1 protein-coding gene is annotated in these 17,671 nt (G+C 68.4%); it reads left to right on the forward strand.

Going from position 1 to position 17,671, the window contains the following annotated elements; genetic code table 11:
- Positions 1-447: 447 nt before the first annotated feature.
- Positions 448-17,649 carry a non-ribosomal peptide synthetase gene (locus tag ACZ68L_RS16750; protein ID WP_469577559.1) on the forward strand — a complete coding sequence of 5,734 codons (17,202 nt, stop codon included), beginning with the start codon at positions 448-450 and terminating at the stop codon, positions 17,647-17,649.
- Positions 17,650-17,671 lie beyond the last annotated feature (22 nt).

The following is a 17,671-nucleotide window of genomic DNA, read 5'->3' on the forward strand; positions in this document are numbered from 1 at the left end:
GCTCGATATCGGCGCGCAGCCCGTCACGGCTGTCCTGCTGACAACCCCTCCGGCGATCCCGCACAACTTCCCGTGAACCTCGACGGGCTCCGGGGGGGACGAGGCGCCCCGGAAGCGATTCAATCTTTCGCTCATATACAAGGCGAGCGTGCGCTTATTCGGCTCTATTGCTTCCCTAAATTTACGCTAAGGATGTGATCCAAAACCCTCCCGATCGCTAAAAGGTACAGGTCAGGCGCTAATCACGAGGGTTGACCGGCCCTGATGCGCCTCTCTAATGTGACAGCGCTCCTCCATGTCCCATGCAATTAATTCCGCAGTTCTTTGCAGCGTTCACAGGTTCTCTTCGGCGATGCGCGTACGCACTGCTCTGTGTGCTCTTCAAGAAACCGCGGCCGCGTTTCGTTTTTATTGGACCTTTAGTGGACCGGTGAGAAGGGCGTCATCATGGACGGCATCCCCACGACCGACGAGAACGCGGGAGACGACGCGCGTACTGGAGGCGGAACAAAACCGTCCTCGGCCGGCCGGCTCCGCGCCAGGCCGGATGAGCGCGGTCCGCTCTCTTTCGGCCAGCAGCGGCTCTGGTTCCTCGACCGCTGGCTCGGGGACAACGCCGTCTACAACATTCCGGTCGTTCTTCGCTTCACCGGCCCCTTGGACGCCGCCCGCCTGACGGCCGCCGTCACTACAGCCGCGGCCGGTCAGGACGCCCTGTACACCGTCTTCGAGGCGGACGGGGACGGGGAGCCGCGCCAGCGATTGCTGGACACCCGTGAGACGGACTGTCCGCTCGTCGACCTCACCGGCCTCGCGCCCACCGACCGCGTCCGCAGCGCTCGCGAGGCCGTCGAGGCGGATGCCCGCAGGCCATTCGACCTGGCCCGGGATCCGATGCTGCGTGCGTCGCTGTACCGGCTGTCCGAGGACGAGCACTGGTTGCAGCTGACCTTCCACCACATCGCCTGCGACGGCTGGTCGCTCGATGTGTTCCAGCGCCGACTGAACGAGGCATATCGTGCCGATGGCGGGTCGGTCGAACCACTGCCGGTCCAGTACGCCGACTACGCATTGTGGCAGCGCGAGACGCTGCGCGGCCCTCGTACGGAGAAGGCCCTGGCGGCCTGGACGGACACGTTGGCCGATGCCCCGGCCGTGCTGGACCTCGGCACGGACCGCCCCCGACCGGCTGAGATGAGTTATCGGGGTGAGACGACGGACTTCCCGCTCACCGGGGTGTCCTCGGCGGCGCTGGAGACGTTCGCCGCCGAGGAGAACGTCAGTCTGTACACGGTGATGCTCGCCGCCTTCCAGGTGCTCGCCGCGCGCCACTCGGCGAGCAGCGATGTCGTCGTCGGTTCGCCGGTGGCGGGCCGGGACAACGCCAAGCTCAACGATCTGGTCGGCTTCTTCGTCGACACGCTCGTTCTCCGGGTGAACCTGGGGGACGACCCCTGCTTCCGGGAGCTCGTGGCGCGCTCCCGCGCGTCGCTGCTGAGCGCGCTCTCCCGCAGCAGGGCCCCGTTCGATCTCGCCGTGAAGCAGTTGCACCCCGAACGGTCACTGAGTCACAACCCGATTGTGCAGACGCTTTTCGCCTTCCACGAGGAGGAGCCGCTGGAGCCCTTCGGTGAGGGGCTGAGCGTCGAGCGTTCGATGGTGGCCACGGGGACCGCGAAGTTCGATATCACCTGGTCGGTGTACCGGCGGCCGGGCGGGCTCCATCTCCAGGTCGAGTACGCGACGGACCTGTTCGACGCCGACACCATCCGTACACTGGTGGACCATTGGCAGTTCCTGCTCGGTCAGATCCTCGCCACACCCGATCTCCCGGTGAGCCAACTTCCGCTCATGGGGCTCGCCGAGCGCCAGTTGGTGGAGTCATGGGCGGGTGACGGCGGAGAGCTCCCGGTCGATGCGATCCACGAACTGGTCATACGCCGGGCGCTGGAAACCCCGGACGCCGTAGCCGTCGTCTGCGACGACACCACCCTCACCTACGCCGAACTCGTCACCCGCGCCGCCCGGATCGCCGCACTCCTGGTCGAACAGGGCGTAGGACCCGAGGTCTGCGTCGGGATCTGCGTCGAACGATCCCTCGACACCGTGATCACCACCCTCGCCGTCCTCATGGCCCACGGCGTCTACGTCCCCCTCGACACCGCCTTCCCCACCGACCGCATGCACCACATGCTCACCGAAGTCAACGCCACCCTCGTCCTGACCCACCAACCCACCCACCACGCCATCCCCCACGGCCCCTGGCACACCCTCAACATCGACACCCTCCCCACCCCAGAAGACGCACCGAACCTCAGCCACACCCTCGCCCACCTCCCCCAACACCTCGACCCCAACCACGCCTGCTACATCATCTTCACCTCGGGATCCACCGGACGCCCCAAAGGCACCACCGTCACCCACACCAACGTCACCCGCCTCTTCAACGCCATCCAACAACGCCTCCCCTTCGGCCCCGACGACACCTGGACCCTCTTCCACAGCTACGCCTTCGACGTGTCGGTCATGGAGATGTGGGGTGCCCTCACCACCGGCGGGCGCCTGGTCGTGGTGCCGTATCTGACCAGCCGGGACTCGGAAGCGTTCTACGCACTCGTACGCGACCGCTCAGTCACAATGCTCAGCCAAACCCCTTCTGCCTTCCGCCAGTTCGAGACGGTCGACGCAGTGGAAGGCGGGGAACTGGGACTGCGGGCAGTGCTGTTCGCGGGCGAGGCGCTGAACCGGGCGTCGGTGCGCCGCTGGGGCGCCCGTCACGGTTACGCCTCGCCGCTTCTCATCAACCTGTACGGCATCACCGAGACCACCGTGCACGTGACGTACACCGAGGTGGACGAGGACCAGCTCGACGGTACGTTCAGCCGGATCGGCAGGGCGTTGCCCGACCTCCGTCTTTACGTCCTGGATCCGTCGGGTGATCCGAGTCCGATCGGTGTCATCGGGGAGCTCCACGTCGGCGGGCCCGGCGTGACACGTTGCTACACGGGCCAACCGGCGCTCACCGCACAGCGTTTCGTGCCGGATCATCTCGGCCGTACGCCGGGCGCCCGGCTATACCGCAGCGGGGACCTCGCCCGCTGGACAGCCTCCGGCGACCTGGAATACCTCGGCCGGGCCGACGCCCAGGTGAAAGTGCGCGGCTACCGTATCGAACTGCCCGAGATCGAAGCACGACTGGGCCGGCGGCCCGAGGTCCGGCAGGCCGTCGTGGTCGTCCGGGACGATCTCGGCGGCCACACGGACCTCGTCGCCTATCTCGTACCGGAGCCGGAAGCCGACCGGCCCACCACCAGCGCACTCCGCGACGCCCTCGCCGACGACCTCCCCGACTACATGATCCCGAGGAACTTCGTCTTCCTCGACTCCCTCCCGCTCACCCCGCAGGGCAAGCTCAACCACCGGGCTTTGCCCGCTCCGGCGACCGAACGCCCCGATCTGACAGCCGAGTTCATCGCTCCGCTGCCCGGAAAGGAGGAGGTGCTCGCGGGGATCTGGAGCAGCGTTCTGGGCGTCGACCGGGTCGGCCGCCACGACAACTTCTTCGACCTCGGCGGCGACTCCATCCGCAGCATCCAGGTACTGGGACTGGCTCGTGCCCAGGGGGTGGGCTTCGAGCTGCAGGACCTCTTCCGCACACCCATCCTGGCGGGGCTGGCCGAGGCCGCCTCGGCCCACGCGGTCTCCGACCCTCCGCAGCGCGACCATGAGCCGTTCTCCATGGTGAACGCCGAGGACAGGGCGCGGCTGCCCCAGGGCCTCGTGGACGCCTATCCGATGGCGGAACTCCAGGTCGGCATGATCTACGAGATGGAGCTGGACCGTGAACGGCTGCCGTACCACAACGTGGACAGCATGCGCATCAACGGACGGTTCGACGAGCGCAGCTTCAAGGAGGCGCTCCGCCTCGTCGTGGAACGCCATCCGATACTCCGTACGTCCCTGGAGCTGAGCGGCTACAGCGAGCCGCTCCAGCTGGTGCACGCCACGGCGGAGATGCCGTGCGTGGTGTCCGATCTGCGCGCACTCGACGACGAGGCGCAACAGACGGCGATCGCCGCATACGTGACCTTCGAACGCTCCCACGTGTTCGACCACTCCCGGCCGCCGTTGCTGCGGTTCGGCGTCCACTGGCTCTCCGACGACGCGTTCCAGTGGACGGTGACCGAGCACCACGCCATTTTCGACGGCTGGAGCCTTCACTCCACGCTCGCCGAGATCACTGGCCTCTACCACCGGCTCGCGACCGGTGCGGGCACGGTCGCCGCCCTCGACCCGCCCGAGTCCGCGTACCGCGATTTCATCGCGGCGGAACGGGAGGTGCTGCGCTCGAAGGAGAGCGAGGCGTTCTGGCTGGAGCGGCTCGCGGACCGGCCCACGGGCCGGCTCCCACGCTGGCCGGACCAGCACGACGCCGCGCTGGCCACGCCCGAGCGCGAGAACGAGTGGCGAGCGCTGCACACGGCGGAGAAGCACGGATCGATCGAGACACTGCTACCGGCGGAGCTGTGCGACGAACTGCTTGCGCTGGCCAAGCGTTGTGGGGTGCCGCTGAAGTCCGTGATGCTGGCAGCGCATCTGCGGGTCATGAGTCTTGTCACTGGCAGCACGGACGTACTGGCCGGGCTGTCGTCCAACGGTCGGCTGGAGGAGGCCGGGGCGACCGAGGTGCGGGGGCTCTTCCTCAACACTCTTCCGTTCCGGCTGGAGCTGCCGGAGGGCAGTTGGCTGGACCTCGTACGCGCCGTGTTCGAGGCCGAGCAGGACATGCTGCCCCATCGCAGATACCCGCTGGGGGCGCTGCAGCGCCGTATGGGTGGCGAGGCCCTGTTCGAGACCAGCTTCGTGTACAACCACTTCCACGTGCTCACCGACGAGTTCGGTGAAGGTCGTCTGACGATCGTGGACGGGAAGATCGACAGCTTCAGCACGCTGCGTGCCGAGCCGACCAACTTCCCGCTGAGTGTCGGCGTGATCCGCAATCCGTATTCCACACGGCTGCTCCTGAGTCTCGACTACCACCTCGGTGTTCTGGTCGAGGACCAGGTGGCGTTGATGCGGGACTACTACGTGCGGGTGCTGGAGTCGATGGTCTCCGAACCGGACACCGCGTTCGGGGACGTCGTCCTGCTCGGAGACACCGAGCGGGAGCTGGTGGAGTCATGGGCGGGTGACGGCGAACAACTCCCGGTCGACGCGATCCACGAACTGGTCATACGCCGGGCACTGGAAACCCCCGACGCCGTAGCCGTCGTCTGCGACGACACCACCCTCACCTACACCGAACTCGTCACCCGCGCCGCCCGGATCGCCGCACTCCTGGTCGAACAGGGCGTAGGACCCGAGGTCTGCGTCGGGATCTGCGTCGAACGATCCCCCGACACCGTGATCACCACCCTCGCCGTCCTCATGGCCCACGGCGTCTACGTCCCCCTCGACACCGCCTTCCCCACCGACCGCATGCACCACATGCTCACCGAAGTCAACGCCACCCTCGTCCTGACCCACCAACCCACCCACACCACCATCCCCCACGGCCCCTGGCACACCCTCAACATCGACACCCTCCCCACCCCAGAAGACGCACCGAACCTCAGCCACACCCTCACCCACACCCTCGCCCACCTCCCCCAACACCTCGACCCCAACCACGCCTGCTACATCATCTTCACCTCAGGATCCACCGGACGCCCCAAAGGCACCACCGTCACCCACGCCAACGTCACCCGCCTCTTCAACGCCATCCAACAACGCCTCCCCTTCGGCCCCGACGACACCTGGACCCTCTTCCACAGCTACGCCTTCGACTTCTCCGTCTGGGAAATGTGGGGAGCCCTCACCACCGGCGGACGCCTCGTCGTGGTGCCGTATCTGACCAGCCGGGACTCGGAAGCGTTCTACACACTCGTACGCGACCGCTCAGTCACGATGCTCAGCCAAACACCATCAGCCTTCCGCCAATTCGAAGCAACCGACCACACCCACCACCGCGACCTCGCCCTACGCGCCATCGTCTTCGGCGGCGAAACACTCGACACCCCCTCCGTCCGCCGCTGGACCAACCGCCACGGCTCCACCACACCCCGCCTCATCAACATGTACGGCATCACCGAAACCACCGTCCACGTCACCACCAACGACATCGACGAACACCAACTCAACAACAACACCACCAGAATCGGAACCGCCCTCCCCGACCTCCGACTCCATATCCTCGACCCCTACGGGAACCCCACCCCGATCGGCGTCACCGGCGAACTGCACGTATCAGGAGCGGGACTCGCCCGCGGGTACGAGGCGCAGCCGGCCCTCACCGCTGAGCGATTCGTCCCCGATCACCTGGGACAGACACCCGGAGCCCGCCTCTACCGCAGCGGCGACCTCGCCCGCCGGACACCCTCCGGCGACCTCGAATACCTCGGCCGGGCCGACACCCAGGTCAAGATCCGCGGCTACCGCATCGAACTCGGCGAGATTGAGGATCAGTTGACCCGGCTGGCCGGTCTGCGCGAGGCCGTCGTCCTTCCGTATCAGGAGGCGAACGGGCGTACGGATCTGGTCGCCTATCTCGTGCCGGAACCGGGCACCGGCCGGCCCACCACCAGCGAACTCCGCGACGCCCTCACCGACCACCTCCCCGACTACATGATCCCGAAGAGCTTCGTCCTCCTCGACGCCCTCCCGCTCACCTCGCAGGGCAAGCTCAACCACCGCGCGTTGCCCGCCCCCACCACCGAACGCCCCACTCTTGAAACAGAGTTCACCCCACCCCTACCCGGAATCGAAGAAGCCCTCGCCACCATCTGGTCCGACATCCTCGGCATCGACCGCATCGGCCGCCACGACAACTTCTTCGACCTCGGCGGCGACTCCATCCGCAGCATCCAGATACTCGGCCGAGCCCGCGACAACGGACTCACCTTCCACCTCCAAGACCTCTTCCACCACCCCACACTCGCCGACCTCGCCACCACCACAACCACAACACAACCCACCACCACACCACCCACCACCCAACCCTTCTCCCTCCTCACACCCCACGACCGCAACCACCTCCCCCACCACCTCGACGACGCCTACCCCATGGCCGAACTCCAGATCGGCATGGTCTACGAAATGCAACGCGACCCCGACCGCAACCCCTATCTGAATGTGACGTCTCTGCATCTTCCGGGCCGGTTCGAGCAGGAAGCCTTCCGTGCGGCAGTGTCCATGGTGGTGGAGCGGCATCCTGTGCTGCGTACCTCTTTCGACCTCAGTGGTCTGTCCGTGCCGATGCAATTGGTGCATGCGGAAGTCGAGATGCCTCTCGGCCTGGTGGATCTCCGCGGGCTGAGCAAGGCCAGGCAGCGGCGTGAGCTGGCCGATTACGTCCGTCGGGAGCGGACGACGGGGTTCGATCCGGCGGTGGCGCCATTGTGCCGGATGACCGTCCATGTGCTGTCCGACGACGCCTTCCAGTGGACCGTCACCGACCACCACGCCATCCTCGACGGCTGGAGCCTCGCCTCCACCCTCGCCGAAGTCATCGACACCTACCACACCCTCCTCGACGGCGACACCCCCACACTCCCACCCCTCCGCTCCACCTACCGCGACTACATCGCAGCAGAACAGGCAGCACTCACCAATCCCTCACACACCACCTACTGGCACAACCGCCTCACCGACCGCCCCGACACCCGCCTCCCCCGCCACAGCGGCAACGGCGCGCCCCTGCTCATCGGTGAGCGGCTCGACGGCGAGGTGCATGAGCACGACAGCACCGGTGGGTACGGGGCCCTGGTCACCGTGGTGCCGTCGGAGCTCCTGTCGGCGCTGGAGGACAGCGCCACCCGGATCGGCGTGCCGTTCAAGGCCGTCGTCCTCGCCGCCCACATGCGAGTTCTGAGCCTGGTCACGGGCAGCGCGGATGCCGTCACCGGGTTGTCGTCCAACGGGCGGCTGGAGGAGACCGACGGCACCGAGGTCCGTGGGCTGTTCCTCAATTCGCTGCCTTTCCGACTGCGGCTGCCCGACGGCAGCTGGGCGGATCTGGCGCGCGCCGTGTTCGAGGCCGAGCGCGAGATGCTGCCGCACCGCAGATACCCCATGCCGGCGCTGCAACGTGCGATGGGCGGCGACCCCCTGTTCGAGACCGGCTTCGTCTACAACCACTTCCGCCACGTGGACGAACTGGCCGAGGGGGGCCGGGCCTCGGTCTCCGGGCCGCACGACGAGACGGCCGCCGGTGTCGCCCGGACCAGCTTCCCGCTGCATGTGGCCATGAGCCGCGAACCGGGCCTCGCCGGCATGCGGATGGAGCTGGAGTACGACGCCAGAGAGTTTCCCGCGGAGCAGATGCGCCTGATCCGCGACTACCACCTGCGGGCTCTGCGGGCGATCGCCGAGAATCCGGACGCCGCCCACCGACCGGCCGTCCTGCTCGGCGAGGCCGAGCAGGCCCTGCTGGAACGCTGGAACGACAACGCCGCCGCTGTCCCGACCACGCCCGTCCACGAGCTGGTCGAGGCGCGGGCGGTGGCGCAGCCCCACCGCGTCGCCGTGGTCGCCGGGGAGCGGTCCCTGACGTATGGCGAGCTCGATGCGCGTGCCGACCGGCTGGCCCGTCATCTGCGCCGGCTGGGCGTCGGCCCCGAGGTGTTCGTCGGGGTGGGCCTGGACCGTTCGCCCGAACTGGTCGTCGGGCTGCTGGCCGTGCTCAAGGCCGGTGGGGCCTACGTACCGCTGGATGTCTCCTTCCCCGCGGCCCGGCTCGCGCACATGCTTCGGGAGGCGGACGTGCGGGTGGTCCTGGCCGGGGCGAGCGCTGGGGATCTGGTTCCGCGAGGGCCGTGGGAGACCGTCGACTTGGACACCGTCGTTCTGCCCGAGGAGACACGGTGCGACCGGGTCCCGGAGGCCGGCGCCGGACCGGACAACGCCTGCTACGCCATCTTCACCTCCGGTTCCACCGGGCGGCCGAAGGGTGTGGTGACCCGGCACCGCAACGTGACCGAGCTTCTGCACGGCGGTCGCGCGATGGAGCTGCGGGAGGACGACACCGTTCTCCAGATCGCGACGGTCGCCTTCGATGTCTCCACCTTCGAGATATGGGCGCCGCTGGCGGCGGGGGCCCGGCTCGTGCTCGCTCCGCCGGGACGGTACGCCCCGGCCGATGTGGCGGGCTGGGTGACGGATCACGGCGTGACGGTCCTCCACGCCACTGCCTCGCTGTTCACCCTGCTCGTGGATGAGCAGCCGCAGACGTTCGACGGACTGCGCCGACTGCTCACCGGCAGTGAGACGGTTTCCGCACCGCACGCCGGCCGGATCCTCGCCCGTTGCCCTGAACTCGAGCTGGTCAACTGCTGGGGTCCGACGGAGACCACCACGTTCTCCGTCTGCGGCATCTTCACCGCGGACTCGCTCCCGGCCGGCCCGCTGCCGCTCGGCACACCGCTGGCCAATACCGAGGTCCGGGTGCTGGACGAGGCCGGCCATCCCGTGCCCGTGGGCAGCCCGGGTGAGCTGTACGTGGCCGGGCCGTGCCTCGCACGCGGCTACCTCGGCAGACCCGCGCTGACCGCCGAGCACTTCCTGCCGCATCCCTCCGTGCCGGGTGCTCGGCTGTACCGCACGGGTGACCGGGGGCGCTGGTCGGCCGAGGGGCAGGTGGAGTTCCTCGGCCGGGTCGACCACATGGTCAAGATTCGCGGCTACCGGGTGGAGCCCGGCGAGGTGAACGCGGCAATCGGCGCTCACCCGCGCGTTCGCCAGTGTGTCGTGACAGCGCCGCGGGACGCGTCGGGACGGGCCGATCTGGTGGCGTACGTGGTGTGCGACGCCCCGGCACCCCCTGTGTCCGAGCTGCGTTCGGTGCTGCGGGAGAAGCTGCCGGAGTACATGCTGCCGAAGGCATTCGTGTTCCTCGACGCGTTCCCGCTGACGGCCCAGGGCAAGGTGGACCGCGGCAGGCTCCCCGCACCGTCCGGGGACCGCCCGGAGCTGTCGTCCCAGTACGTGGCGCCGCTGCCCGGGGTGGAGGAACGGCTGGCGGTCATCTGGCGTCAGGTCCTCGGGTTGGACAGGATCGGCCGGCACGACAACTTCTTCGACCTGGGCGGCGACTCGATCCGCAGCATTCAGGTGATCGGACGGGCCCGGGAGGAGGGTCTGCTGCTCACGCTGCCTGTGCTGTTCCGGTCCCCGACGCTCGCCGCGCTGGGCACCGATGTGACTTCGGTGGCGGCGGACCTGCTCCCCGCGCCGACGACGGAGCCGTTCGCCCTGTTGTCGGCGAAGGACCGGCAGGCGCTGCCGGAGGGGCTGGTGGACGCCTATCCGATGGCGGCCCTCCAGGTCGGCATGGTCTACGAGATGGAGATCGACCCGGACCGCAACCCGTACCACAACGTCAGTACGGTGCGGCTCGGCGAACGGTTCGAGGAGGACGCCTTCCGGCGGGCCGTCGAGCTGACGGTGGGCCGCCACGATGTCCTGCGTACCTCGTTCGACCTGAGCGGATACAGCGAGCCGGTGCAGCTCGTGCACGAGCGGGCCGAGTCGCCGCTGACCGTCGTCGATCTGCGGGGTCAGGACGGCGGTGCGCAACGGGCGGCGGTGGCGGAGTGCGTCCGTAGCGAACAGGACGAGGGCTTCTCTGTAGCGGTGGCGCCATTGTTCCGGATGACGGTCCATGTGCTGTCCGACGACGCCTTCCAGTGGACCGTCACCGACCACCACGCCATCCTCGACGGCTGGAGCCTCGCCTCCACCCTCGCCGAAGTCATCGACACCTACCACACCCTCCTCGACGGCGACACCCCCACACTCCCACCCCTCCGCTCCACCTACCGCGACTACATCGCAGCAGAACAAAACGCACTCACCAACCCCGCACACACCACCTACTGGCACAACCTCCTCACCGACCGCCCCGACACCCGCCTCCCCCGCCACACCACTGCTCTTCCCGACGGGCTCGCGGGGCTGTGCAGCGCGGGCGAGGTGCACCACAACGACGCGGAGCGCCGGCACGGGGAGTTGGTCACGCCCCTGCCGGTCGGTCTGGGTGATGGTCTCGACCGGTTCGCCCGGCGTTGTGGGGTGCCGCTGAAATCCGTGCTGCTCGCAGCGCATCTGCGGGTCATGAGCCTCGCCACCGGCAGCCGGGACGTCGTCACGGGGCTGTCGTCCAACGGTCGGCTGGAGGAGACCGACGGAACCGAGGTGCGGGGGCTCTTCCTCAACACTCTGCCGTTCCGGCTGGAGCTACCGGAGGGCAGTTGGCTGGACCTCGTACGCGCGGTGTTCGAGGCCGAGCAGGACATGCTGCCCCACCGCAGATATCCGATGTCCGCGATCCAACGCGAACTGGGCGGGGAACCGCTCTTCGAGACCGGCTTCGTCTACAACCATTTCCGTCAGATCGACACACTCGCCGGTGGGGCGGACACGGACGACGATCGCGCCCGTGCGACCGGAGGGGGACGGACCCACTTCCCGCTGCTGGTGGCCGTCAGCCAAGAGCCCGGGCACCAGGGGCTGAGCCTGGAGATGGAGTACGACAGCGGCGAACTGTCGTCCGTCCAGGTGGCGTTGATGCGGAACTACTACGTGCGGGTGCTGGAGTCGATGGTCTCCGAACCAGACACCGCGTTCGGGGACGTCGTCCTGCTCGGAGACACCGAGCGGGAGCTGGTGGAGTCATGGGCGGGTGACGGCGAACAACTCCCGGTCGACGCGATCCACGAACTGGTCATACGCCGGGCACTGGAAACCCCCGACGCCGTAGCCGTCGTCTGCGACGACACCACCCTCACCTACACCGAACTCGTCACCCGCGCCGCCCGGATCGCCGCACTCCTGGTCGAACAGGGCGTAGGACCCGAGGTCTGCGTCGGCGTCTGCGTCGAACGATCCCCCGACACCGTCATCACCACCCTCGCCGTCCTCATGGCCCACGGCGTCTACGTCCCCCTCGACACCGCCTTCCCCACCGACCGCATGCACCACATGCTCACCGAAACCAACGCCACCCTCGTCCTGACCCACCAACCCACCCACACCACCATCCCCCACGGCCCCTGGCACACCCTCAACATCGACACCATCCAAGCCGCCACCACCACCACACCGGACCCCGACCACACCCTCGCCCACCTCCCCCAGCACCTCGACCCCAACCACGCCTGCTACATCATCTTCACCTCCGGATCCACCGGACGCCCCAAAGGCACCACCGTCACCCACGCCAACGTCACCCGGCTCTTCAACGCCATCCAACAACGCCTCCCCTTCGGCCCCGACGACACCTGGACCCTCTTCCACAGCTACGCCTTCGACTTCTCCGTCTGGGAAATGTGGGGCGCCCTCACCACCGGCGGACGCCTCGTCGTCGTCCCCTACCTCACCAGCCGCGACGCAGACGCCTTCTACACCCTCGTCCACGACCAGGCCATCACCCTCCTCAGCCAAACACCATCAGCCTTCCGCCAATTCGAAGCGACCGACCACACCCACCACCGCGACCTCGCCCTACGCGCCATCATCTTCGGCGGCGAAACACTCGACACCCCCTCCGTCCGCCGCTGGACAAACCACCACGGCTCCACCACACCCCGCCTCATCAACATGTACGGCATCACCGAAACCACCGTCCACGTCACCACCAACGAAATCCACGAAAACCAACTCAACAACAACACCACCACCACGATCGGAACCGCCCTCCCCGACCTCCGACTCCATATCCTCGACCCATACGGAAACCCCACCCCGATCGGCGTCACCGGCGAACTCCACATCGGCGGCGCAGGCCTGGCACGTGGCTACACGGGGCAACCCGCACTCACCGCACAGCGATTCGTACCGAATCATCTGACACCGACCCCCGGTGCCCGCCTCTACCGCAGTGGCGACCTCGCCCGCTGGACACCCTCCGGCGACCTGGAGTATCTCGGCCGGGCCGACGCCCAGGTCAAGATCCGCGGCTACCGCATCGAACTCGGCGAGATCGAGGCACGACTGGGCCGGCGGCCCGAGATCCGGCAGGCCGTCGTGGTCGTCCGGGACGACCTTGAGGACCGTACGGATCTGGTCGCCTACCTCGTGCCGGAACCGGGCACCGACAGACCCACCACCAGCGAACTCCGCGACGCCCTCACCGACCACCTCCCCGACTACATGATCCCGAAGAGCTTCGTCCTCCTCGACGCCCTCCCGCTCACCTCGCAGGGCAAGCTCAACCACCGCGCGTTGCCCGCCCCCACCACCGAACGCCCTGAACTGACAGCAGAGTTCACCGCTCCGCTACCCGGGACCGAAGAACTGCTCGCAGGGATCTGGAGCAACGTTCTCGGTGTCGACCGCATCGGCCGCCACGACAACTTCTTCGACCTCGGCGGCGACTCCATCCGCAGCATCCAGATACTCGGCCGAGCCCGCGACAACGGACTCACCTTCCACCTCCAAGACCTCTTCCACCACCCCACACTCGCCGACCTCGCCACCACCACAACCACAACACAACCCACCACCACACCACCCACCACCCAACCCTTCTCCCTCCTCACACCCCACGACCGCAACCACCTCCCCCACCACCTCGACGACGCCTACCCCATGGCCGAACTCCAGATCGGCATGGTCTACGAAATGCAACGCGACCCCGACCGCAACCCCTATCTGAACGTCGAGAACCTTCCGGTCGCCGGTCCGTTCGACGCTCCGGTCTTCCGGCGGGCTCTCGCGCTGGTGGTGAAGCGGCATCCCGTTCTGCGTACGTCATTGGCGCTGACCGGGTACAGCAAGCCGCTCCAACTGGTGCACACCGACGCCGATGTGCAACTGACGGTGCTGGATCTGCGGGGACTCGGGGATGACGCGCAGCGCACGGCTCTACAGGAGTGCGTCCGTACCGAGCGGGCGAAGGTGTTCGACATCGGTGCGGCGCCGTTGTTCCGGATGACCGTCCATGTGCTCTCCGACAACGCCTTCCAGTGGACCGTCACCGACCACCACGCCATCCTCGACGGCTGGAGCCTCGCCTCCACCCTCGCCGAAATCATCGACACCTACCACACCCTCCTCGACGGCCACACCCCCACACTCCCACCCCTCCGCTCCACCTACCGCGACTACATCGCAGCAGAACAGGCAGCACTCACCAACCCCGCACACACCACCTACTGGCACAACCTCCTCACCGACCGCCCCGACACCCGCCTCCCGTCCGATTCGGCCGCGTTGTCCGACGAGCCGGGCTACCGCAGCGTCACCACGCACCTGCCCCCGCAGCTCCTCGCCGCAGTGGAGCACAGTGCCGCGCAGGCCGGTGTTCCGCTCAAGGCAGTGCTGCTGGCCGCCCATCTGCGTGCGTTGGGCCTGGCGACGGGGAGCCCGGATGTCATCACCGGGCTGACGGCCCACGGGCGGCTGGAGGAGACCGACGGGGCCGAAGTGCGGGGGCTCTTCCTCAACACCGTGCCGTTCAGGCTCCGTCTGCGAGAAGGCAGTTGGGCCGATCTGGCGCGGGCCGTGTTCGACGCCGAGCGCGAGATGATGCCGCACCGCAGGTATCCGATGGCCGCACTCCGGCGTGAGCTGGGTGGTGCACCGCTCTTCGAGGTCAACTTCACCTACAACAGCTTCCCGCAGTTCGGTGCGCTCGCCGAGGCAGGTGCGCTGGCCAAGGAGGGACCGGGCAGCGACGTCCCTGGCGTGGCTCCCACGAGCTTCCCGTTCAGCGTCACGCTCAGCCGGGAATCGGTACTCGGCGGGATGTGGATGGAGCTGGAGTACGACACCGCGGAGCTGTCGGCCGACCAGGTCACCCGGCTGCGCGACTACCACCTGCGGGCGCTCGAGGCGGTGGCGGCGGACATCGGAGCAGACGCGTACGGGACTCCGTTGTTGAGCAAGGCCGAGCAGGCACTGCTCGACATGCTGAACTACACGACGGACGCCCGGGCGGCCGGCAGGGTTCCGGTGCACGAGCTGCTGCGGCGGCAGGCCGCCCGTACCCCGGACGCGCTCGCGATCGAGGACGGCGGGACACGGATCAGCCTGGCCCGGCTGGACGCGGACAGTGACCGCCTCGCCCGGCGGCTGCGCCGGGACGGGGTGCGTCACGGCGATCTCGTCGGAATCTTCCTGCGGCCCGGATCGGCGGCGCTGACCACCTTCTGGGCGGTGTGGAAGGCGGGGGCCGCGTTCGTCCCGCTCGATCCCGGCCTGCCGGAACACCGCCTGCGCTCGATGCTCGATCAGGCCCGGCCCGTTGTGCTGATCACCGACGACCCGAAGGCCGCCCCGAGCGGTCACCCGCTGTTCGATCTGTCGTCCGTCACGCACCAGGCAGGGCAGAGGGAGACCGGTTCGCGGTCCGGGGAGGGCCCGGACAGTTCCGCGCTGCCGTCCGTGAGCACCCGCGACCTGGCCTATGTGATGTTCACATCCGGCACCACCGGCGGTCCCAAGGGCGTCATGATCGAGCACGGCAGCCTTGCCGCCTACGCGGTGGGAACACCGCTGGCGCGTACCCGTTCGTTGGGGACCGAGAGGCCGCTGCGGGTGGTGACCGGCACGTCGGCGTACATCTCCGACTTCCTGCTGGCGCAGGTTCTCCTGGTGCTCGACGGTCACACACTGTGCGTGCTGAACGAGGAGCAGCGGCGTGACCCCGGACATCTCGTCGCCCTCGCCCATGACCGTGAGCGGGCTGTGGACGTCATCGACACGACCACCGTCCAGCTTCAACTCCTGGCAGAGCAAGGACTGTTGGATGCTCCGTGGCCGCCTCGGCTGCTCGTTTTCGGAGGCGAGGCGTGCCCGCCCGACCTGTGGGCGGCGCTGGGCGTACGGCCCGGGGTGCAGGTGTTCAACAGTTACGGGCCTGCGGAGGCGACGGTCGAGGCGACCGTCTCACGGGTGACAGGCGACGGCGGACCCGTCATCGGCCGGCCCTGCGCCAACACCCGGATCCATCTCCTGGACGCCGCAGGGCGTGAAGTGCCGCCCGGCACCGCGGGTGAGATCTGCGTCGGCGGCGCCGGGGTGGGCCGGGGCTATCTCGGCCGGCCCGGGGCCACGGCCGAGCGATTCGTGCCGGACCCCTGGGGCTCGGCGGGCAGTCGTCTCTACCGCACGGGTGATGTCGGCCGTCTCACCGACTCCGGCGATCTTGAGTTCCTCGGGCGGATGGATCACCAGCTGAAGGTACTCGGCGAGCGCGTCGAGCCGGAGGAGGTCGAGGCGGTGCTGCGCGCCCATCCGGGCGTGGCCGGCGCGATCGTCGGCCGCCATCCGGACCACGAGGGGCTGCTGGCGAACGTCGTACCGGCCCAGGGCGGTGCCCCGGACCAGCGGGAACTGAGACGGCATGCCGCCTCTCGGCTGTCGTCGGCAGCGGTTCCGGTGCACTTCGTCGTGGTCGACGCGTTGCCGCTCACCCCGGCCGGAAAGCTGGACCGTGGCGCCCTGCTGATCGCCGGCCCCGGCTGGGGTCCCGAAGGAAGCGGGACGTCCGAAGGAATCGGGACGTCCGAAGGAAGCGGGGGTCCGGGCGAACCGGGTCGTGGCGCGACGGAGTCGGCGTTCTCCCGGACGGAGCGGCGCGTCGCCGAGGTGTGGCACAAGCTCCTCGGCCTTCGTGCCGACCGACAGGACGACTTCTTCTCGATCGGCGGTCACAGTCTGCTGGCCGTACGGCTCGCGGGTGAGCTGGGCGCCGCGTTCGGCACCACGGTTCCCCTGCCGCAGCTGTACAGCACTCCCACACTGGCGGGTCAGGCGGCGTACCTCGACGACGCGCGGCACGAGCGTGAGGGCAGGGGCCGAAGCGGCGGCCCGCGCAGCGTCATCGGCCTCGGCGGCTCTCCCGGGCTCCAGCCGCTGGTGCTGGTGCATCCGCTCGGCGGCACGCTCTTCTGTTACCGGGATCTGACGGCCCGGATCTCGGGGTCCTTCGAGGTCCTCGGGGTCCAGGGGGACCTGATGGGCGGCGGGGACACGGCGGACTTCGCCTCGCTGGCGTCGGGTTACGCCCGTGAACTGGCGCCCCTGCTCCGAGGGCGGCGGCCCGTGATCGCGGGCTGGTCGGCGGGCGGTGTGCTGGCGCACGAGGTCGCCTCACGGCTGGCGGACCGGGGCATCGTGGCCGATCGTGTCGTCGTCATCGACGCCGCTCCCCGACAGGGGCCGGACACGGCGGCGGACGCGGCGGCTCTGGGACGGCTGCGTATTGATGTGGCACGGCTGGGACCGCGCCGGCTCCTGGCGGAGCACGCCATCGACGACGTGCTGCGGCTGCTCGGCGTGGACGCGGAGGCGCTGGCCGAGCTGAACGGGCCCGTCACCGCGTCACTCATGGAGTTCTGGCAGGGGATGCTGTCCGGCCTGGCCGGACACCGGCCCTCCGCCTACCCGGGCCCCGTGCACCTCGTGGTGTCCCGCCGGAGTGAGGAGGCGGCCGTCCGTGCCCAGATCATCGGGTGGGAGCGGTGCGCCGGCACGCTGCGTGTCTCGTACGTCGACGGCGATCACTACCAGCTCATGCGGGAGCCCTGGATCGGGGACGTGGCCGAGGTGTTCGCCGGCCCGGACGATCCGACAGATCAGACCGACGGGGGCGTGTCCGGCCGGTCCTGATCCGCCGTACACATCCGAATCC

The organism is Streptomyces sp. NPDC104309 (assembly GCF_055584025.1).

Excerpts from the sequence above, each read along its gene's own strand:
- ACZ68L_RS16750 (WP_469577559.1), top strand. The coding sequence starts at position 448 with ATGGACGGCATCCCCACGACCGACGAGAACGCGGGAGACGACGCGCGT.